At 64.2% G+C, this 21,277-nt stretch carries 15 protein-coding genes and 1 riboswitch; of the genes, 8 read left to right on the top strand and 7 right to left on the bottom strand.

Features of this window, described 5'->3' with window-relative positions:
- Positions 1-77: 77 nt before the first annotated feature.
- A complete protein-coding gene (locus G606_RS0100865; protein WP_026644411.1) occupies positions 78-2,645 on the bottom strand; it encodes a DEAD/DEAH box helicase in 2,568 nt (855 codons plus the stop codon).
- Positions 2,646-2,733: 88 nt separating this feature from the next.
- Between G606_RS0100865 and G606_RS09350 the strand changes: the two genes are divergently transcribed.
- Complete coding sequence (locus G606_RS09350) at positions 2,734-4,149, top strand: replication-associated recombination protein A (RefSeq protein WP_051198284.1); 1,416 nt, start codon at positions 2,734-2,736, stop codon at positions 4,147-4,149.
- A gap of 244 nt (positions 4,150-4,393) precedes the next feature.
- A complete protein-coding gene (locus tag G606_RS0100855; protein ID WP_026644410.1) occupies positions 4,394-5,827 on the top strand; it encodes an MFS transporter in 1,434 nt (477 codons plus the stop codon).
- Positions 5,828-5,930: 103 nt separating this feature from the next.
- On the opposite strand, the gene G606_RS0100850 is transcribed toward G606_RS0100855, so the two are convergent.
- Positions 5,931-7,808 carry an AMP-dependent synthetase/ligase gene (locus tag G606_RS0100850; protein ID WP_051198281.1) on the bottom strand — a complete coding sequence of 626 codons (1,878 nt, stop codon included), beginning with the start codon at positions 7,806-7,808 and terminating at the stop codon, positions 5,931-5,933.
- A gap of 307 nt (positions 7,809-8,115) precedes the next feature.
- Between G606_RS0100850 and G606_RS0100845 the strand changes: the two genes are divergently transcribed.
- The 4 genes from G606_RS0100845 to G606_RS0100830 all read left to right on the top strand — a co-directional run bounded on the left by G606_RS0100845 (position 8,116) and on the right by G606_RS0100830 (position 11,654).
- Complete coding sequence (locus G606_RS0100845) at positions 8,116-9,681, top strand: DUF6508 domain-containing protein (RefSeq protein ID WP_026644408.1); 1,566 nt, start codon at positions 8,116-8,118, stop codon at positions 9,679-9,681.
- A gap of 106 nt (positions 9,682-9,787) precedes the next feature.
- A complete protein-coding gene (locus G606_RS0100840) occupies positions 9,788-10,510 on the top strand; it encodes a GNAT family N-acetyltransferase (RefSeq protein ID WP_026644407.1) in 723 nt (240 codons plus the stop codon).
- 3 nt (positions 10,511-10,513) lie between these two features.
- The gene (locus G606_RS09345; protein ID WP_051198280.1) at positions 10,514-11,299 is read left to right on the top strand and encodes a MazG nucleotide pyrophosphohydrolase domain-containing protein; all 786 of its coding nucleotides are present in this window, start codon (positions 10,514-10,516) and stop codon (positions 11,297-11,299) included.
- Positions 11,286-11,654: a metallopeptidase family protein gene (locus tag G606_RS0100830; RefSeq protein WP_026644406.1), complete on the top strand. Its 369-nt coding sequence runs from the start codon at positions 11,286-11,288 to the stop codon at positions 11,652-11,654. The genes G606_RS09345 and G606_RS0100830 overlap by 14 nt, the downstream gene beginning before the upstream one ends.
- Positions 11,655-11,785: 131 nt before the next feature.
- On the opposite strand, the gene G606_RS0100825 is transcribed toward G606_RS0100830, so the two are convergent.
- Complete coding sequence (locus G606_RS0100825; RefSeq protein WP_026644405.1) at positions 11,786-12,145, bottom strand: YccF domain-containing protein; 360 nt, start codon at positions 12,143-12,145, stop codon at positions 11,786-11,788.
- 769 nt (positions 12,146-12,914) lie between these two features.
- Between G606_RS0100825 and tenA the strand changes: the two genes are divergently transcribed.
- Positions 12,915-13,664, top strand: coding sequence for a thiaminase II (gene tenA / locus G606_RS0100820; RefSeq protein WP_026644404.1), 750 nt, complete (start codon positions 12,915-12,917; stop codon positions 13,662-13,664).
- Between the two features lie 307 nt (positions 13,665-13,971).
- On the opposite strand, the gene G606_RS0100815 is transcribed toward tenA, so the two are convergent.
- The 4 genes from G606_RS0100815 to G606_RS11355 form a co-directional block, all read right to left on the bottom strand.
- Positions 13,972-14,277 (bottom strand): YhbY family RNA-binding protein, encoded by a 306-nt coding sequence (locus tag G606_RS0100815; RefSeq protein ID WP_026644403.1) that lies wholly within the window; start codon positions 14,275-14,277, stop codon positions 13,972-13,974.
- Positions 14,278-14,392: 115 nt separating this feature from the next.
- Positions 14,393-15,223, bottom strand: a complete 831-nt coding sequence (locus tag G606_RS0100810) for an aldo/keto reductase (protein WP_034523294.1) — start codon at positions 15,221-15,223, stop codon at positions 14,393-14,395.
- Positions 15,224-15,974: 751 nt separating this feature from the next.
- The gene (locus G606_RS11360; RefSeq protein WP_231371386.1) at positions 15,975-18,773 is read right to left on the bottom strand and encodes an energy-coupling factor transporter ATPase; all 2,799 of its coding nucleotides are present in this window, start codon (positions 18,771-18,773) and stop codon (positions 15,975-15,977) included.
- 26 nt (positions 18,774-18,799) lie between these two features.
- A complete protein-coding gene (locus G606_RS11355) occupies positions 18,800-19,378 on the bottom strand; it encodes an ECF transporter S component (protein ID WP_026644401.1) in 579 nt (192 codons plus the stop codon).
- 420 nt (positions 19,379-19,798) lie between these two features.
- Positions 19,799-19,944: riboswitch (FMN riboswitch) on the bottom strand.
- A 330-nt stretch (positions 19,945-20,274) separates the two neighbouring features.
- Here G606_RS11355 and ppgK point away from each other — a divergent pair.
- The gene (gene ppgK / locus G606_RS0100795) at positions 20,275-21,054 is read left to right on the top strand and encodes a polyphosphate--glucose phosphotransferase (protein ID WP_026644400.1); all 780 of its coding nucleotides are present in this window, start codon (positions 20,275-20,277) and stop codon (positions 21,052-21,054) included.
- Positions 21,055-21,277 lie beyond the last annotated feature (223 nt).

Genomic DNA, 21,277 nt, shown 5'->3' with positions numbered 1-21,277 from the left:
TGTTCCAGTCTTCGTAGCTGTTGCAGCAGCAGCCGTTGCAGTCGTCGCGCACACCGATCGTTGTACGCGGGCGCGCCTCACTCGGATTCGGTCATGTTCCTGACGCTGTAGTCTCGGAAGACGACTTCGCCCTGCTCCTGCGTGGCGTCCAGATCGACGACGCCGGTGATCGCCCAGTCGTGGTCGCCGTCGGAATCATCGAGGATCTGCCGCACTGTCCACGTGTGGCCGCGCTTCTCGTCGCGGTCGTCGATGATGAAGAACTCGCCGCTGCGCGCCTTCATGTCGGTGGCGACGTATTCGTGCTCATCGTAGAACGCGTCGAGCACGTCCTCCCATTCGTGCACGCCGTAATGCCAATCCTTGTCGAGCGCGCCGAGCGCCTCCGGATCGTCGAGGTCGATGAGCTGGACGCGGCGGAACAGCGCGTTGCGCACGAGCACGGTCAGGCCGCGGCGGTCCTCGACGACGGCGTCCGCCGTGGCCGGCGCGGCGAGCGTCGCCGCCTCGCCGGCGTCGAGACGCCCGGCGTTCTCCCATTCGTCCACGAGGCTCGAATCAATCGAACGGACGACGACGCGCAGCCAAGCGATGATGTCGTCGAGCCGCTCGTCGCGTTTCTCCGGGGGCACCGTGCGCGATAGCACGCGGTAGGCGTCGGACAGGTAGCGCAGCAGCGTGCCCTCGGACCGCGCGATGTTGTAGCGGGTGATGTATCCGGTGAAGTCGGAGGCCGTCTCGACCATGTCGCGCACGACCGACTTCGGGCGCAGCCAGTAGTCGTTCGCCCACGGCACATCATGGCGGTACGTGGCGAAGGCGGCGTCGAGCAGCTGTGCCAGAGGCTTCGGATAGGTGATCTCCTGGATGCGTTCCATGCGCTCGTCGTAGTCGACGCCGTCCGCCTTCATGTCCGCCATCGCGGCGTCGCGCGCTTGACGTTCCTGCGCGCGCAGCACCTGCTTGGGATCCTCGAGTGTCGCCTCGACCATCGAGATCACGTCGAGCGCGTAGGTCTCGCTGTCCGGGTCGAGCAGTTCGAGCGCGGCGAGCAAGAACGGGCTCAGTGGCTGGTCGAGCGCGAAATCGCGTGGCACGTCCACCGTCAGGTAGTAGTCCTTGCCACCGTCGGGGCGATCCTCGGTCTCGATGACGTCGGTGTCGAACAGCGTCGTGAAGATCTCGTCGGCGCGCGTGTGCAGCTGGTCCTTCTGCTCGGGTGTCTGCTGAGAGTCGTCGATGAGCGCATCGATGCGCCGGCGCGCGTCTCCACCCTGCTCGACCTCGTTGAGGACCATCGCATGGGTGATGCGCATCTGGGGGACAAGCGTCTCGGGGGCCACGTCGATCAGCTTGTCGAAGGTCTGCTCGTTCCACGTCACGAACCCCTCAGGTGCCTTCTTGCGTTTGATCTTGCGCAGCTTCTTCGGATCGTCCCCGGCCTTCGTGACGGCTTTCGCGTTCTCGATCTCGTATTCGGGAGCTTCGGCGATGACGAGGCCCTCGGTGTCGAAGCCGCTGCGGCCGGCGCGGCCTGCGATCTGATGGAATTCGCGGGCGCGCAGACGGCGCATATGCGAGCCGTCGAACTTCGTGAGCTGGGTGAGCACGACGGAATGGATCGGCACGTTGATGCCGACACCGAGCGTGTCGGTGCCGCAGATCACCGGCAGCAGGCCCTTCTGCGCGAGCTGTTCGACGAGACGCCGGTAGCGCGGGAGCATGCCGGCGTGGTGGATGCCGACGCCGTTGGACAGCAGCCGCTTGAGGATCTTGCCGAACGCCGTCGTGAACTTCGTGCCGGCGATGGCCTCGGCAATCGCCTTGCGCTGCTCCTTGCTGGAGACGCCGGCGCTCGCGAGCGATTGCGCGGTGTCGAGGGCGGCGTCCTGCGAGAAGTGCACGACGTAGACCGGCGTCTCATGCTTGTCGATGGCCAGTTCGACGGTCTTCTCGAGCGGGTTGAGCGTGTACTCGTAGGAGAGGGGCACCGGGCGCGGCGCATCGGCGATGACGTCGACGTCGGCGTCGGTCATCATCTCGAGCTTGTCCGCAATCGCGGACACGTCGCCAAGCGTGGCGCTCATCAGCAGGAACTGCGTCTGCGGCAGTGTGAGCAACGGCACCTGCCACGCCCAGCCGCGTTCGGGATCGCCGTAGAAATGGAACTCGTCCATCGCGACGCAGCCGATGTCCGCGTGCACGCCCTCGCGCAGCGCCTGGTTCGCGAGGATCTCCGCCGTGCAGCAGATGATCGGCGCCTCGGCGTTGATGTGGGAGTCGCCGGTGATCATGCCGACGTTGTCGCGGCCGAACACCTCGACGAGGTCGAAGAACTTCTCGGAGACGAGTGCCTTGATCGGTGCCGTGTAGTAGGAGCGCCTGCCGGTGCACAGCGCGGCGAAGTGCATGCCGAGCGCCACGAGCGACTTGCCCGAGCCGGTGGGCGTGTTGAGGATCACGTGGTCGCCGGCGAGCAGGTCCATGATTGCCTCCTCCTGATGCGGCCATGGCTCGATGCCTTTGACGTCGTTGACCCACGTGAAGAAACGCTCGTAGATCTCGTCGTCGCTCAGGGGCTCCATATGCGAACCCCAGCTCGGCGCGAGCTCGCCGAGGGAACCGTACTTCGTTGCATCCGTCATATCGTCCAGTCTAATGCGAGGCGCGGCGCGGCCGCAGCGACAGCGTGTCGAACAAATGTTCGAAGCAAAAGACGTTAGACTGGAGGTCATGACGGAAGACCTGTTCTCGGCCGCCGATGCCGATGATGAACTCGTGCGGCCGCTCGCCGTGCGGATGCGTCCGACGACGCTCGACGACGTCGTCGGACAGCGACGCGTACTCGCGCAGGGCTCGCCGCTGCGCAGACTCGCCGACCCCGCGTCGCGCGGATCGTTGACGGCGCCGAGCTCCATCATCCTGTTCGGGCCGCCCGGCGTGGGCAAGACGACGCTCGCCTATATCGTCGCGCAGCAATCGGGACGTGTCTTCGAGGAACTGTCCGCCGTCACCTCCGGCGTCAAGGACGTGCGCGCCGTGCTCGCGCGCGCCCACGAACGGCTCGTGACGGAAGGCAAGGAGACGGTCCTGTTCATCGACGAGGTGCATCGCTTCTCCAAATCCCAGCAGGACGCACTGCTGCCGAGCGTCGAGAACCGCGACGTCACGTTCATCGCGGCCACGACCGAAAACCCGAGCTTCTCGGTGATCAAGCCGCTGCTGAGCCGCTCGGTCGTCGTCAAGCTCGAATCGCTCGAGGCGGACGAACTCAAACAGGTCGTCACGCGCGCCGTCGACGACCCGCGCGGACTCGACGGCAAGGTCACGCTCGACGACGCGGCGCTCGACGACATCATCCGCATGGCGGGCGGCGATGCAAGGAAATCGCTGACGATACTCGAGGCCGCCGCCGGCGCGCTCGACGAGCCGCAGCATGCCGCAGGCGGGTCACACAGGTCCAAGCCGGTCATCACGCCGCAGGTCGTCGCGCAGGTCATGGACGCCGCCACCGTGCGCTACGACAAGGACGGCGACGACCACTACGACGTCGTCTCCGCGTTCATCAAATCGATGCGAGGATCGGATCCGGACGCCACCCTGCACTATCTGGCGCGGATGATCCGCGCGGGGGAGGACCCGAGGTTCATCGCCCGGCGCATCATGATCGCCGCCGCCGAGGAGGTGGGCATGGCCGCGCCGCAGATCCTGCAGGTCACCGTCGCCGCCGCGCAGGCGGTGGCGATGATCGGCATGCCCGAGGCGAGGATCATCCTCTCGGAGGCCGCGCTTGCCGTGGCGACGGCGCCGAAGTCGAACGCGAGCTATCTGGCGATCGACGCGGCGCTCGCGGACGTCGATGCCGGCCGCATCGGGCAGGTGCCGCTGCATCTGCGCAACGCGCCGACGAAGCTGATGGAGAGCTGGGGCAATCACCGCGGCTACCAGTACGCGCACGACGCCCCCGGCGCCGTCGCCGCGCAGCAGTACATGCCTGACGAACTGGTGGGACGCGAGTACTATCATCCCAATGACAGAGGCTACGAGCACGAGCTCGGGCCGCGTCTCGAGGCCATCCGCTCGATCCTGCACAGGGCGGGCGCACCGGGCGCGTCGCCGATGCGCGATGGCACGGCCGATCATCGATAGTCGTCACGACTGCGACATCGCCGGCGATCGACAGACATTGTCGGCGATCAGCAACAGCAACACAGACAGAGGCGTTTCTGCGTTCCCCGTCGCGGGGTGCGCAGAAACGGGAAGGAGCATGCCCGTTTTGAGCGTGAAACAGACGAAACTCACCGACACCGCCGAGCGCGAAGGGAACCCGAACGTCGCCACCACCGCAGCGCAAGAGGCCGTCCGCACCACCCCGAACGCGGCCGACGAACGTATCCCGCGCCGCCTCATCGGCTCGATCGTGGCGGTGGGTTCGCTCGCGTTCATCGGCATCCTCACCGAAACGGTCATGACGGTGCTGTTCCCGCAGCTCATGGAGGAATTCGGCGTCGACATGGCGACCGTGCAGTGGATCACGACGATCTACCTGCTGTCGGTCGGCGTCACGATGCCGCTGTCCTCGTACCTCAACCGCCGTTTCACGATGCGTTCGACCTTCGTGGCCGCCGTCGTCCTCGCCGTCGTCGGCTCGGCGATCATGATCTTCACGTCTAATTTCGCCGTCATCCTGCTCGCGCGCGTCATCCAGGGCGTCGGATCGGGCGTCGCGACGCCGCTGATGATGAACATCATCCTGCAGCAGTCGCCACGCGCGAAGGTCGGCAGACTCATGGGCGTCGGCTCCCTCGTCATCACCGTCGCGCCGGCGATCGGCCCGACGGTCGGCGGCGCCGTGACGAGCGTGCTGCCGTGGCGCAGCATCTTCGTCTTCGTCATCCCCGTCGTGCTGCTCGTCTCGCTGCCGATCGGCCTGATCTGCATCCGCCAGCGCAGGCCGCTCGAGGAAGTCAAACTCAACCCGTTGCAGTTCCTCGCGATCGTCGTCGGACTGGCGTCGCTCATCCTCGCGATCAATCAGGCGGGCGTCGCCGTCAGCGACGCCGTGTCCGGCAGGCGCGTCGTCTCCACCATCATCGTCGCGTCGGTCGCGCTCGTCGTCGGCGTCGCGTCCCTCGTGTTCTTCGTGTGGTCGACGCGGCGCTCGTATTCGCCGCTCATCCGTCTGGGGTGGATGCGCGACCGCGTCGTCCTGTTCCATCTGGCCGCCTACCTGCTCATGCCCATGGTCGGCATCGGCTTCGGCTACGTCATCACGAACCTCGCGCAGCTCTCGCTCGGCACGACGGCGCTCGTCGCCGGCCTGCTCGTGCTGCCGGGCGCGCTCATCGGCGCGTTCTTCGCGCCGGTCGGCGGCATGTTCTACGACCGCTACGGCGCGACGCGGCCGATCCTGTGCGCGTTCGCCGCATGCATCGTGGCGCTCGCGCTCATGCTCGCATGCTCGATGCATATGACGCCAGCGCTGCTCGCCGGACTGTATTTCGTGTTCGGCGTGGGCTACGCGCTCGGCTATTCGAACATCCTAACCTCGGCGTTGCACGACGTCGCGCCCGAATTCTCCCCCGACGGCAACGCCGTGTTCAACACGTCGCTGCAGTTCGGCGGCGCCGCCGGCACGACGCTCTTCTCGACGGTGTTCGCGATTGCGCAGGCGGGGGAGGGTGTTCAGGGCACGCCGCGCTTCGCCCATGCGACTGCGGTCGGCGGCATGTGGACCTTCGCGCTCATGCTGCTTATCGTCGTGGCCTCGTGGTGCATGCTGTTCGCCGCCTTCCGCCGCCGCTCGCAGCGCATGCTCCGCCGCTGACCGTCGGCGTCTGCAGCTACACATATGCGAAGGCGCGCGGGCCCATCTGGACCCGCGCGCCTTCGCATATGGCGTCGACGACAAGCGGATGTCGCCTGCGCGCTTACTTCTTGCGCGGCACGTAGATGACCGTGTCGATGAGCTTGCGGTAGTGGTCGATGATCTGCTTGCGGCGCGTCTTGAGGCTCGCCGTGATCATGCCGTTGTCCTGCGTGAACTCGTCGGGCAGAATCTCGAACTTGCGGATCGATTCGGCGCGCGAGACGCCTTCATTCGCCTTGTTGACGATGCGTTCGACCTCGGCGTAGACGATCGGGTTCTTCGACAGCTCCTCGAGGGAGGCGGCCGGCGCGGCGCCCTGCGACGTGAGCCATGCGTTCGCGTCGTCGAGGTCGAGCGTGATAAGTGCGGCGATGAACGGCTTGCGGTCGCCGATGACGAGGCACTGCGCGACGACCGGCGACGTCATGACCGTCGTCTCGAGCTGGCCGGGGGAGACGTTCTTGCCGCCGGCGGTGATGATGAGGTCCTTCTTGCGTCCGGTGAGCGTGATGAAGCCGTCCTCGTCGACGTCGCCGAGATCGCCGGTGTGCAGCCATCCGTCGGTGATCTGCTGCGCGGTGACCTCCGGTTGGTTGTGGTAGCCCATGCACACGCTCGCGCCGCGGAAGCACAGCTCGCCGTCCTCGGCGATGCCGACCGTCGTTCCGCACAGCGGCTGGCCGATCGTGCCGATGTGGTTGTTCTCCGGCAGGCTCACGCTCACCGGTCCGCAGGTCTCGGTCATGCCGTAGCCCTCGAGCAGCGGCATGCCGATGCCGTTGTAGAAGTGCGCGAGGTCGGGATCCATCGGCGCGCCGCCGGTGATCGCGAAGTCGGCATTCGGGCCGAAGACGGTGCGGATCTTCCTGTAGACGACACGATCGTAGAACGCGTGCCTCATCCTGACCGACAGCGGCATCTTCTCGCCCGACTGCTCGTAGGACGACCAGTTCTGCGCCGCCTTGACGCCGCGCAGGAACATGCGTCCGGCGAAGCCGCTGCCGGCGCGCTGCGAGGCGGCGTTGTACACCTTCTCGAACACACGTGGCACGGCGAGCAGCAGCGTCGGGCCGAAGGATTCGAAGTCCTTGATGATCGTCTTCATGTTGCTGCTCAGGCCGAGCGTGAGCGTGCCGGCGAAGGCGACGATCGTCATGAATCGCGCGAAGACGTGCGACATCGGCAGGAACAGCAGCAGACGGCGGTCGGGGATGTCGATCGCGCGCGGCATGTACTGCAGCGCATGCATGCATTCGGCGGCCATGCTGCGGTGGCTGATCTCAATGCCCTTGGGCGTGCCGGTCGATCCGGAGGTGTAGATGATCGTCGCGAGCGTCTCGCCATGCGCAGCCTTACGCCGCTTCTCGAATTCGTCGTCGCCGACATGCGCGCCGAAGGCGATGATTGCGTCGACGGCGTCAGATTCGATGATGTAGGTCGCGCGCAGCGATGCGACGTCGGCGTTGATGGACTCGACCTTGTCGCGCTGGCCGTCGTCCTCGGCGAACGCGAGCACGACCGACGCGTCGTTGAAGACGGTGCGGATCTGCGCGGGGGAGTTCGTCTCGTAGACGGGGACTGTCACGCAGCCGATCGCCATGATCGCCAGGTCGAGCGCGACCCATTCCCAGCGGGTGTGCGCGATGATCGCGATTGATTCGCCCGGGCGCGCGCCCCATCCGATGAGTCCCTTCGCGATCTGGATGACCTTGTCGCGGAACTCGGCGGCCGAGAACGTCTGCCAAGCGCCGGCGTCGTCCTTATAGCACACCATCGAGCCGTCCGCGTCGCGCTCGGCGCGACGGGCGAGGAAATCGAACAGGTTGATGTCCGGATCGATCGGTTCGTGCAGCGGGGTCGTATATTCCTTGACGATCGTCGTCGCGTTCGTGACTTCGTCGTCGGCGCGTCCGACGCGCTTGATGTTGTCTTCGCTCATAGATATACGATTACTCGGTCGCTGATACAAAAACCATGCGCGATGCGCCCTGCCGTAGCCGTCGCACGACCGTGCTTCCTACGGTTACGTAAGCGTCTGCAGCATGCCTGCGGACGCCGTCGCGAGCGTGTCGCGATCAACGTGTGCAGTTCGCTATCAGAGAACAGAATGCTATACTAAACCCATCACAGATGGCAAAAGATGACTATTGAGCTCCCTGTTCTGCTGGAGGCTGATAATCATTTTCTCAAAAGGCGGGTCACAGGGATAATGCCCCTACGGTCGTCGGCCGGTGAAGGAGGTAGGCTTGGTCAGGAGACAGTGCGTATGTGGAGCGCCGCTGCACGGACTCGACACGCAAGGTCCGCAGATGTTCGGGTTCATCCCATCGTCGTCGCTCGCCCACTACAACTACGACTGCGAGTTCGACACCGGTGTCACGCTGCCCGGCGGCCGCGTCTTCGAACAGTGCATGCAATGCGGCGCGATGACGCTGTGCGAATACCCGACGCTCGACGGCTCGCTGCGCGGCGACGACCCGCTCATCACCTACGGACCCGGCACCGTCTACGAACAGTGCGACATCGCGTCGGTGCCCGTGACCTACCGGTCGTTCCGCGCGCTCATGTCCTCTGGCGTCACCGGCGGCGTCATGTACTCGCAGGCGTTCCGCACCAACCTCGCCGAGCTGTTCCACACCGACGAGCGGCACATGCCCAGCTGGAAGGTCGCCAAGGACGCGATGATGGACGTCGCCAACAACGCGCTCGACGAATGGTGGTACGCGTCGATCGGACGCAACTTCATCGTGCTGTACGAGGACTCCAAGGTGCTGCAGATCGTCAGTGCCTGGCACCGCATCCCCGGCACAGCGATCAAGAACTCCGACATCGTGCGCATCAACGAACTCAACGCCGACCCCCGGCGCCATGACGCGCACGACACAATCGAAATGGCCGCCGAACGCGAACTTGAGATCCCCGACGAACGCCGCGCCACGCTGCGCATCGGCAACCAGTCGCGTCTGCGTCTCATTGAATCGGGCATTATCATCGGCCGCGGCATGCGCGAACTCGCGTCATGGTCGAGCCCGGAGGCGCTCGCGGCGGGCGCACGGCTGTTCGATGAGGACGCCGTCGTCGACCTCGTCGACACGTCCTTCGGCATACGGCATGCCGTCGTGCGCGACGGAGGACACGAGGAACGGGTGGATCTGCTCATGCGGCACGACGTCGTCGCGAAGGTCGTCTGCACCTGCGATGTCGCGCGCTCGCGTCACGTGTGCGCGCACATCGTCGCGATGGTGCTCGAGATCGCGCGCCGCTACCGCTTCCGCATCACGCTGCCGAGCCCGACGGAGCTCAAGGGCAGTGCAATGACGCGCACGGCGGACGCGGCGGACATCGACCGCGCCAGGTTCGGCCACTACGCGGATGTGATCGACGTGATACGCGAGGACGAGCCCGACGGGCCACGTTACGACTGGCTCACCTCGTACATCGAACCCTTCGAGACTCCGTCGGAGCCGCTCTACCACGTCGAGTTCCTCACCGAGGGGCCGCTCGCGATGCACAACGTCGGATACTGCGTCTACAACGAGGTCGTCCTGAGCTTCATCGACATCGTCATCAACCAGGGTGACCACGACTACGTGCGCACACTGCGCCGGTACGGGCTCGACAAGGACGTGTCAATCCCGATCCTCAACGTCTCCACACTCGACGCCGAACTCATCGACGCGCTCGTCACGATGATCGTCTACCGCGAGCGCCGCAACGAGGGATACCTCGCCGAATGCCTCGAAAGCGGCGTCCTCATCCGTCTGCTCAGGCGTCTGCGGGACATCGACGGCGCCTGCGGACGTCTCGTGTGACGTCGACGGCGACAACAGCGTGCACGCGGGTGCTGACGGACAATGTCGCGCACGCCGGAAGGTGAATCACGGCGTGGCGGCGCGTGCGGCGCGTAGCATGTGAGGTATGAACGAAGCAATCACGTATAGGACGCTGCGCCGCGAGGATTACCCGGCGATCACGCAGATGCTGTGCGACGCATGGCACACCGATCCGACGATGGATCACGCACTCGAGATGAAGCTCGCCGAAATCGATCTGGAGCACTGCCTCGGCCGCGCGACGGCCGCACAGGTGGCCGTCAGCGACGGGCAGATCGTCGGCGTCGTGCTCGGCAGGATCGATTCGCATGAGACCCGCAACGGACTCAACGACCACCATGTGCACAACATGCGGCTGCTCGCGTCGCTGCTCACGTCGGCGCGCGGACGCAAGGCGCTGCGCGACATGAAACGCTACGAGGACACGAATCTGAGGATGATCGCCGAGGCGAAGAAGGACGGCCACGCCTATCAGGGCGAGCTCGTGTTGCTGCTTGTGCGCCCGGACATGCGCGGCAAGGGCGTCGGCGCCCATCTGTTTAAATGGATGACCGACCGTTTCCATCAGGCAGGCGTTGAACGCTACTTCCTGTTCACCGACAGCGCATGCGACTACTCGTTCTACGACAAGGCGGGACTCACGCGGCGCGCGGAGTCGATCGTGCTCGACAACGAGCCGCATACGCCGAAGGAGGACGCCGAAGTGCACGCCGAAGACGACGCGCTCGACGACCATTTGCACGCCTTCGTCTACGACAACGAGACGTCGCCGGCGAACGAGGGCGTCAACCCGCTCGGACGCGACTGAACGATGGCGGATACGCGCAATCAGGACGCCGGCGGCGGCTACCGGCTGCCGGAAGGCTACGAACGATGCTCGAAACTCGACCCCGTGCGCGACGCGCCGGACGCGTTCGGACGCGTGCGCGCGCTCGTCGCAATCCTGCACGGTCCCGACGGCTGTCCGTGGGACGGTGCGCAGACGAACGAGTCGCTGCTCAAGCCGCTGCTCGAGGAGACCTACGAGTACGTCGACGCCGTCGAAACCGATGATCGCGACAACATGCGCGAGGAACTCGGCGACGTGCTGCTGCAGTCGGTGTTCCAGGCACAGGTGTGCTCCGAGGATCCGGACGACCCCTTCGACCTCGACGAGGTGTGCGACAGGCTCGTCGACAAGCTGATCACACGTCATCCGCAGGTGTTTGCGCCCGACGACGAGACGGCGCAGCCGCTCGACGCCGACGGCACGCTTGCGCTGTGGGAGCGGATGAAACAACGCGAGAAGCGGCGCGCATCGGTGCTCGACGGCATCTCGAAGGCGCAGGGAGCGCTGCCACGCGCCGCGAAGGTCGTCTCGCGGATCGGCAAGTCGGAGCGAGCGGACGCGTTGGACGCCGCCTTCGACGCGCCGAGCGCGCTTACGGACGACTACGCCGACCGGATCCTGCGGATTGTGCGCGAGGCACGGCGTGACGGCGTCGATATCGAACGCGATCTGCGCGTGCGACTGCGCGAAGTGGAGACGGCGGTCGCGGCCATCGAGGATGACGGCGGATATCAGGGAATGGAAGGAGACGACGATGGAGATCAGTAAGCGCGACTTCGACGCCGCCGTGCGCGAGGCGATCGCGGGGCTGCCGCAGAAATTCAAGGATGCACTGCAGAACATCGCGATCACGACGGCCGACGAACCGTCGAAGGAACAGCTCGCGTCGGCCCACGTCGAACACGGCGAACTGCTCGGCCTCTATCAGGGCACGCCGATCACGAAACGCGGGTTCAGCTTCGCTGGCGAACTGCCGGACGTCATCACGATCTTCCGCGGCCCGCACGAGCGCGTCTGCCACACGCACAAGGAACTCATCACGCAGATCCAGAAGACGGTGCTGCACGAGATCGGGCACTACTTCGGATTCGACGACGCGTACCTGCATTCGCACGGCTATTGATCGGCGGTCGACGGTCGGCGCGGGTGAGTGACGCGCGGGGAAGGTCGGACGGGGGAAAAGGTCAGGGGCGGACCGCTTCTCGATGACGGGATGCGGGCCGCCCCTGCGCTGTTGGATGTGGTTGGGCTGTCTCAGATGATCTGTGAGCCGAAGGGCCACAGCGCCAGCTTGGCCATCTTGAAGCTCTGGATGCCGAAGGGCACGCCGATGATCGTGATGCAGTTGACCAGGCCGGCGACGCAGTAGCCGATCGCCATCCACAGACCGACGAGCACGACCCAGATGATGTTGAGCAGCAGCGATCCGGCACCGCCGCCGTAGACGACATGCGTGCCGAAGGGCGTCAGCGTCAGCTTCGCCATCTTGAACGCCTGGACCCCGAGTGGAATGCCGACGATCGTGATGCACAGCACAAGAGCGACAACGAGCCACGCGAACGCGATCTCCAGACCGCCAAGGATGAGCCACAGAATATTGCCGATCAATCTCATACCAGTAGTATACGAAATCCCCCGCATGCCAGCGGCAAATCGTCTACGGACGGTCGGCGTTCCTACGGGTAGTCGTCGCCGTTACGGGCAGCTGTTCTCTTACGGGTAGTCATCTACGGGCAGCTGCTCTTCTCTGACGGGCAGCCGTCGTTCTTACGGGCGGCGGATTTCTTACGGGTAGTCGTCGTTGCTGGCAGTCATCACTGTTATGGGTAGCTGCTGTCGTTACGGGTAGCTATCGCCGTTGCGGGTAGTTGTTCTCTTACGGGTAGCTGTTCTCTTATGGGTAGTCGTTGCGCCAGCACATGATCGTTCGCTTACGGGGTGCCATCACTGCTGCGGGCGATCATCGTTCTTACGGGTGGTCGCTCTCTTATGGGTGGTCGTCGTGCGGGCGGAGGCAAGGCTGCCCGTAAGAAGAAGCCGCCGCCCGTACGCGATCGGCAGGCCGCTACCCCGTAAGCCATGCGACTGTCCGCAAGAGAACGACCACCCGTAACAACGCCGGCCACCCGTAACGAAGAAATGACTGCAACCCGTACAGAGTGAGGCTACCCGTAAGAACGACGACCACCCGTAATCTCAACGGCTGCCCGTATGCGCGGGGTCGTCGGGGAATGCTGACATACTGGGGGCGCGCGTCATGCGCGACACACACGCAGGGGAACCCCGAAGCGATTACGCGATCCGCGTGAGTACGTCAGGGGTTGAGAAGACTTCGGTCTGACCCTTTGAACCTGTTGGTTGACACCATCGTAGGGAGACGATTATGACTACAGCCGAATCCGGCAACGCATCCGCCATCACGCTGACGAATCTGCCGCCGTTTGCACAGCGGATGCGCGACGCGGCGAATCTGGTATGGGAGGAAGGCTACAGGCAACCGTTCATTCGCGAACTCGGCGCGGGCACGTTGCCGACACGCAAGTTCGCGTTCTATCTCAAGCAGGACGAGCTGTATCTCAACGATTACGCGAAGGTGCATGCGCTCGCGCTCACGAAGACCGACGATGCGGAGATCATGAAGTTCATGGTCGACGTGCAGCGCGCGATCTTCGATGTCGAGAAATCGTTGCACAGCGACTATCTGGCGTCGTACGGCATTACGCCCGAGGAGATGGCGCACGCGAAACAGTCGGCGTTCGCACGCGCGTACACGACGCACATGCTGTCGGTCGCGTACGGCGGCGACCTGCTCGACGTGCTCGTCGCCGTGCTGCCGTGCGCCTGGGTGTACGCCGACTACGGGCAGCGGCTCGCGGCCGAATTCGCCGACACGCTCGACGACAACCCGTACAAGAGTTGGATCGACACCTACAAGACCGACGAGTTCTGGCAGTCGTCGGCGTGGCTGCTCGCGCACATCGAACGACTCGTCGCGCACGCCGACGAAGAGAAACGCGAGCGGCTCGTCGAACTGTTCATCCACGGCGTCGAGAACGAATACATGTTCTGGGCGAGCGCATACGACGAACAGATGAGCTGGAAGCCGCAATGGGCGGCGATCGACGCGCAGTGAATCGACGGGATGTGCCGCCCATAAGGGATTGCGATGTGCCGCCCGTAAGAATCACAGAGTGCTGCCCGTAAGCAGTGCTGCCCGTAAGGGATTGCGATGTGCTGCCCGTAAGCAGTGCTGCCCGTAAGCGATTATGGCGTGCCACCCGTAGGTTGGCCGCGGGCGTGCGATGAAAACGATGTGGGGATGGATTCCGCCAACAGCTGCGGAATCCATCCCCACATCATTCTTCGTTTGCGTCGTCGTTCAATCGACGGTGACTCACTCGCGCAGTCTCACATGCGCACAATCTTGTTCGCGCGCAGTCTCACTCGCGCACGAGGCGGATGTGCTCGACGTCGTCGCGCTTCGAGACGCGGAACAGGATGAAACGGTTGCCGATGACCTGCACGACGTCGGCGCCGAGTGCGTCGGCGAGACGTTCGGCGGCCTCGCGCGCATCCATGCCGGAGCCGTCCTGGACCTGTCCCTTGATCAGTTCGCGCTTCTCAATCGTCTCGTCCGCCTGCCTGATCGCGGATTCGCTCAGGTCATTCTTGCCGATGTACACGAGCGGCTTGAGCTGGTTCGCCATCGCGCGCAGCTGCTTCGTCTGCTTCTTCGTCAATGCCATGGGTGTCGTCTTCCTTCTTGTGACGTGATTCATCGATTCATCAAGTGCGTAACCGCACCATCATATCCGACGCACCCGATCGACGCACCAGCGAAGACGACGCCGGCGCGTGGCGTCAGAAGTCGAAGTCGTTCGGGTCGGCGCCGTTGCGCTTGCCGGTGTCCATCGCGCTGATCTTGCGCATGTCCTCGTCGTCGAGTTCGAAATCGAAGACGTTGATGTTCTGCTGGATGCGCGTGCTGTGCACCGACTTCGGCAGCGCGATGACGTCACGCTGCAGATGCCAACGGATGACGACCTGCGCCGACGACTTGCCGTACTTTTCACCGATTTCGATGAGTCGTTCGTCCTTGAGCAGATCGCTGCCGGTGCCTCCGAGTGGGCTCCACGCTTCGACGGCGATGCCCAGCTTGCGGCAGTAGTCGACCATGTCCTGATTCGGGAAGGTCGGCGACGATTCGATCTGGTTGACCGCCGGCTTGACGTCGGTGTTCGCCAGCAGCTCATCGAGGTGGTTCTTCGCGAAGTTGCTTACGCCGATGGCGCGTGCGCGGCCGCTGCGGTAGATCTCCTGCATCGCGTCCCACGCGTCCTGCCAGCCTTCCGCCGGCCAATGGATGAGGTAGAGGTCGACGTAGTCGGTGCCGAGACGGTTGAGGCTCTCCTGGAACGCGTCCATCGTGCGGTGCTTGCGGATGTCTTCGTTCCACAGCTTCGTCGTGATGAACACGTCCTCGCGTGGCACGCCGCTCGTGGCGACGGCCTCGCCGACCGACTCCTCGTTGCCGTAGATGCTCGCCGTGTCGATGTGACGGTAGCCGCATTCGAGTGCCGCGTGCACGGCGTCGACGGTCGTCGGGCCGTCGGGCGTCCGGAAGACGCCGAGACCGACCTGTGGGATGAGCACGTCGTTGTTGAGTATGACGTCATGTGCTGTGGGCTTCACGATTCCTCGATTCCTCGTTCGCTGTGACATCCCTCCGATCCGTCTGCGCGCCGCGTGCGCTGTGTGCGCTGTGTGCGCGTTGTGCGCGTTGTGCGCGTTGTGCACCGCGGAATGACGGCGCCGAGATCGAAAGGACTTGTTCCTGTGCGTCCCATCGTAGAAGGGGAGCGCCTGACGCGCGCCGTAATCAGCGATGCGAGGAACGCGCGCTCGCCGCACCCTGTTGCGCAACGTCTCGCTTACGGGAGTGTGTGCTTACGGGAGTGTGTGCTTACGGGTAGCACATGCTTACGGGAAGTGTGTTGTGCTTACGGGGAGCACGTGTCTACAGATGGCACAACGCTCTACGGGAGGGTCTCGCTTACGGGCAGCGTTGGTACAGAGGATGTCTCTCGTACGGGTAGTGCATCGTTCACGGGAAGGTCTCGCTTACGGGCGGCGCATTGCTTACGGGACGTGCGCGCTTACGGGCAGCGATGTCACGGCGTGCGACGCGACATCAGCGGATTGACGATCGTCGGACGCGAAAAAAGATGTGCGGCTGTCCGTGGTTGCCGGACGGCCGCACATATACGACTCGCGAAGGGAATTCGTACACGGCTTGTTCCTTGTGGGAACCGTGGGCGATGATTTCCGCTCCGTTGACGTTGATTCGTCTCTGTTTCGCGAACAGATGAAGATTGTGTCATCACTTGTTCGCTTGTCGCTGAAAGACATCATGGCATATTGTGACCTGCCTCACGCGTTTTGTTCACATATTGAACACATGTGCCAGAATGACCAGCGCGATGACGATTGCAACGCCGCCGCAGAACAGCCAGTCGCGCGTACGCATCGTCAGCGGATGCCACTGTGTGCGTCGTACGCCTTCCTGATAGCAGCGGGCATCCAGTGCGAGTGCGAGGTTGTCGGCGTGTCGTATCGCGCCGGCGAACACGGGGATGACTATTGCGCACATCGCATGCATCCGTTTGATTATGCCGCCTGATTCGATCGAGCCGCCGCGCGCAGCCTGCGCGTCGCGAATCGAGACGGTTTCGTGCACAAGCGTGGGGAGGAACCGCAGCGCGAGCGAGAGCACCAGACAGATCTCCTGCACGTGGATCCATCGGCGCAGCGGATGCAGCAGTCGTTCGAAGGCGTTCGACATCGCCGTCGGCGTGGTCGTGAGCAACATGACGGCACCGAGGATGATGACAAACGCGAAACGCAAAATATAAAGGAGCGCGACGTATACGCCTCCCGTGGTGATCGTCCATCCGCCGATGTGCAGTAGCGGCGTGCCGTCGCGGACGACGGCGAGGTTGAGCAGGCCGCTCACGGCGAACAGCATCAGGAAGACGCGCACCGACGCAAGCAGACGATGCAGACCGACACGGCTCGCGAGCGTGATCGCGGTGGTCGCGACGAATCCGACGGCGAGCTGCGGCCACGTCGACATCGCGAAAGCCGTGAACATGAGCGCAAGGACGCCGAGCATCTTCGCGCGCGGGTCGAGGGAGGATATCCAGGAATAGTCGGGGTCACTCATGGAAATCGTTTCCGGCGGCGTGTCTCGCGATGATCGATCGCGGGCGTGCGCGGTGTCGGCGGCGTGCGCGGTGTCGCTACCGGTAGCGACGTGCGGGTGCGCGGTATGGGTGGTGGCGATGTTAACGGTGGTGCTGCCGCTAGGGCTCGTGCTGCCGTTAGTGGTGGCAGCGTCGTTAGTGGTGGCAGCGTTGCTATTGGTAGTGTGACCGCTACCGGTAGCGTCGCTGCTGCCGATAATGTTGCCGGCGGTGTTATCGGCAGAGCTGCCGCTACCGGTAGTGACGTCGTTATCGGCAGTGCTACCGGTGGCAGTTTCACTACCGGTAGCGTTATCGGCAGTGCTGCCGGTAGCGGTGGCGGAGACGTCGCCGGCGCCTTCGGAAACGGGGACGCGCGCGTCGTTTTTCGCGATGTTCGTCGTGCCGCCCGTAGCATCGGAGGTGTCGGCGCGCGCTGTCGCGATGTTCGACGGCGGGAAATCGACGATGGCGTCCGCGAGCGCATGCGCCATCGCGAGATCGTGCGTAATCATGATGATCGTGACGCCGCGCATGCGCAGATTGCGGATGATGTCGCGGATGCGTGCGCGCGCCGTGTCGTCGAGCGACGCGGTGGGTTCGTCCATGACGAGCACTTTCGGGTGGCATGCGAGCACGCCGGCGATCGCGACGAGCCGCTGCTGGCCGCCCGAAAGCGTGAAGGGGTCGCGCGCCGACAGATGTTCGGCGCCGACAAGCCGCAGCGCCTCGTCCACCCTCTCCTGCACGTCGGCGTCGGAAAGCCCCTGGTTGTGTGGACCGTACGCCACATCCTGCGCGACCGTCTTCGCGAACAGCTGACGTTCGGGATGCTGCATGATGAAACCGAGCCCGCGACGCAGCGCCGCGCGTTCCTTGCGATTCGCGTGGACGAGTTCGATGTCGGCGACGCGAATCGATCCTGCCTCGGGTTTCAGCAGGGCGCACAACAGTTTCGCGAAGGTCGTCTTGCCCGAGCCGTTCCTGCCGACGACCGCGAGCGTCGAGCCGGACGTCACCCGTAGCGAGAAGTCGTCGAGTACCGCGTTGGCGCAGCCGGGGTAGCGGAAGGTCACATGGTCGAAGATGACCGCCGGCGTCGATGTTACGGGCGGCACCCCATGACGATGCGTGGAGGGTGCATCCGGTAAGGAATCAGAGTCGGAAGAGGATGCAGCCGACGCCGAACGTGCACCCGATAAGAGATCGGCGGGAGAGGACGCTGCCGGCAGCGAGTTGGATGGCGCTGCCGATAGGGAATCGGACGTTGCTACCGGTAGTGACATCGGGGTCGGGGAGGACGAGGGGGAAACTACGGGCAGTGGATGGGCGGATTCGGTTACCGGATGCAGACGGCCGTGTTCCAGACGTAGCGTGCGCGTCGCGTGCACGAGCTCGGTGGCGTCGTGGGTCACGATGATGATCGCGGTGCCGCGCGCCTGGATATCGTCGAGCGCGGCGAGCACGTCGGCGCGCGCCTCGGAATCGAGCATCGCCGTCGGTTCATCGAGGATGAGCAGTCGCGAACGCATCGCGAGCATCCCGGCGATCGCGACGCGCTGCTGCTGACCGCCCGAAAGATCCACCGGGTTCGCCTCGGCGAACGTGGTCATGCCGACCGTCGCGAGCGCGTCATGCACACGTTCGCCGATCTGCTCGCGCGGCGTCGCGAGATTCTCTGGACCGAACGCGACGTCTTCGCTTACGACGGTCGTGACGATCTGATCTTCCGGATTCTGAAAGACGATGCCGATGTCGCGGCGCGCGCGGCGGTACGCGTCCGCGTGCGCGCCGCCGTCATCGTCGAAGACGGATTCGCCGGCGAGTTTCACGGTGCCGCCGTCGGGGGCGGCGAGTCCTGCGGTGAGCAGCGACAGCGTCGACTTGCCCGAGCCGTTCGATCCGACGAGGGCGACGCGTTCGCCTTCGCGCACCTGAAGATCGACGCCGTTGAGCGTCCAGGTCGCGCCGCTGTCGTAGCTGAACCGCACGTCGCGCATGTCGACGACGGTGCGAGGGGCGGCCGTCACCGCTGACCCCGGTTGAGCAGCGTGGAGATCGGCTTGTAGATCAGGAACGTGATGACGCCGTTGAGCGCGAACTTGATGAGGTTGAACGGCAGCAGCACCGGAACGATGAGCTTCGCGACGTCGGCCATCGACATGTACGCGTACATCGGCGTGATGACAAGATTCGCGCCGATTGCGACTGCGAGCGCGATCAGTGCGCCGACGAGGATGCCGACGAGCGCCGACGCGCGCGTGCGACGGCGACGGTAGATGAGGGCGGCGGGCACCGAAAGGGCGAGGGCGACGAGCACCGCCATCAGAGTGCCCCACGGATTCGTGAAGAGGTGGGGGAGGAAACCGAGAACGCTCACGATCGCGGCCGCCGATGGGCCGAAGGCGAAACCGGCGACGAGGCAGACGACGCCGGAGGGGTCGTATTTGAGCCATGGAGCCGCGGGCATGAGCGGGAATTCGAGGAAGCTGACGGCCATCGCAAGCGCGACGAACAGCGCGTACATCGCGATGCGGCGTGTGGACCAGCGTCCTGCGTCGCCGACGCCGGTCGAATGCGCGTCGTCGGGACGATGATCGCGCAACGCGCGCGTGGAATGCGTGGAGAACGCGGTGGTGCTGCCGGTAGCGGTGACGTTGGCGTTGGCAGAGGTGTCACTACCGGTGGCAGATACATCGCTTACTGTGCTACCGGTAGCAGATGCCTTATCGGTAGTCGCAGCGCTACCGGTAACAGACGTGTTATCGGCAGCGGCGTCGGAGGTGCTGCCGATAGGAGTGATGTTGGCGTCGGCGGTATCGGCAGAGATGGCACTACCGGTAGCAGATGCCTTATCGGTAGTGGCAGCGTTACCGGTAGCGGTCGCAGTGCTGCCCGTAGCGGATGCGCTACCGGTAGCAGTGGGGGACGTTGGATTCGTGGCGCCGTCGGTTGCTGGGTGTTCACCGTCGGTCGGCTGGTTGGATGCGGGCATGAGGGCATCGTTGATCGTGCTCATCGCAGAGCTCCGTTTCTTCCATCCGGACTGTCACCGTTGGCTTCGGAATCCGACCGAATCCACCGCTTTCGCGGGTTGCGGGCTTCGCCGTGGGCGCATCGGATGCGCGGCGCTACCGCCAGTAAGGAATTGCACCTTCCCTGAAACTACGTTCTCTATCTGTATACGCAGGTCGGGATAAACGGACGTCGTCGGCGGTGACGGATGCGTCTGAAAACGGCGTCGGACGGGACGTCATCGGGAAAACGATGGTCAGGGAAACCCTTGTGCGATGCGGGAGCGCGAGGAAACGCAACATGGCAATCGTTATCAGAAAACACCGTTTCATAATGTGGATAGTTTGCAAAACACGAATGTTTACTGGTTGAACTAATATATCATGTAGTAAGGCCGTCATCCACGGACGCATGACGCATCCGCGGACGGGCCCGAGATGGTGAATCACTGGGTGACACCCCTGGAAACGGTAAGGAAGGTTGACGATGATTGAGACCGCACAGGCGTTCGGCGTGGACATTGGAGGATCGGGCATCAAGGCTGCGCCGGTCAATCTGGAGAAGGGCGAATTCGCGGAGCCGCGTCTGAAGATTCTCACTCCGGAACATTCGACCCCGAAGGCGGTCGGCGACATCGTCCGCCAGCAGCTCGAGCACTTCGAGGTGCCCGAGGATGTTCCGGTCGGCATCGCGTTCCCGGCGCCGGTCAAGCCTGGACAGAAGCTCGACTACATGGCCAATCTCGACCAGTCGTGGATCGGCGTCGACGTCACCGAGGTCTTCTCGGAGGCCTGCGGCCGTCCGGTGACCGTCGTCAACGACGCGGACGCCGCCGGCGTCGCCGAGCAGCGCTTCGGCGCGGCGGCCGGCCAGGAGGGTCTCGTCATCGCGACGACGCTCGGCACCGGCATCGGCACCGCGCTCATCTACGACGGCGTGCTCATCCCGAACACCGAGCTCGGCCACATCCAGTTGCCGAAGGGCAAGGGTGACGCCGAGAAGTACGCGGCTTCCTCGGTGCGCGAAAAGCTCGACATGGGTTACAAGAAGTGGGCGAAGCGCCTGACGAAGTACTACAGCCTGATGGAGCTGTACTTCAGCCCGCAGCTGTTCGTTGTCGGTGGTGGCGTGAGCCGCGTCTCGGAGAAGTTCCTGCCGTATATCGATATCAAGACGCCGATCGTCGCCGCGAAGCTGCACAACGAGGCCGGCATCATCGGCGCCGCGTACTACGCGAGCACGAAGATGCAGAAGAACGCTGACTGATTCGGCATGCGCGTGAGGCGTCGCACACGACGCCGAACCGTCATGAGGGCGGTCGCCGGAGCGAACACTCCGACGGCCGCCCTTCGTCATGGGCGACCCGATATCAATGATGATGGTGGTTACGGGTGGTTGTCGCTTACGGGTAGTCGTCTCTTCGCGAGCGATCGTTAGTGCGATCGGTCGTCGTTGCTTACGGGCGGTCGTTGTTGTGAACGCCCGTTGG

Origin of the sequence: Bifidobacterium sp. AGR2158, from assembly GCF_000424225.1 — a bacterium.
Taxonomy (GTDB): domain Bacteria; phylum Actinomycetota; class Actinomycetes; order Actinomycetales; family Bifidobacteriaceae; genus Bifidobacterium; species Bifidobacterium anseris.
Note: the sequence above shows the minus strand (reverse complement) of the source record. Positions and strands in the feature narration are given on the sequence as shown.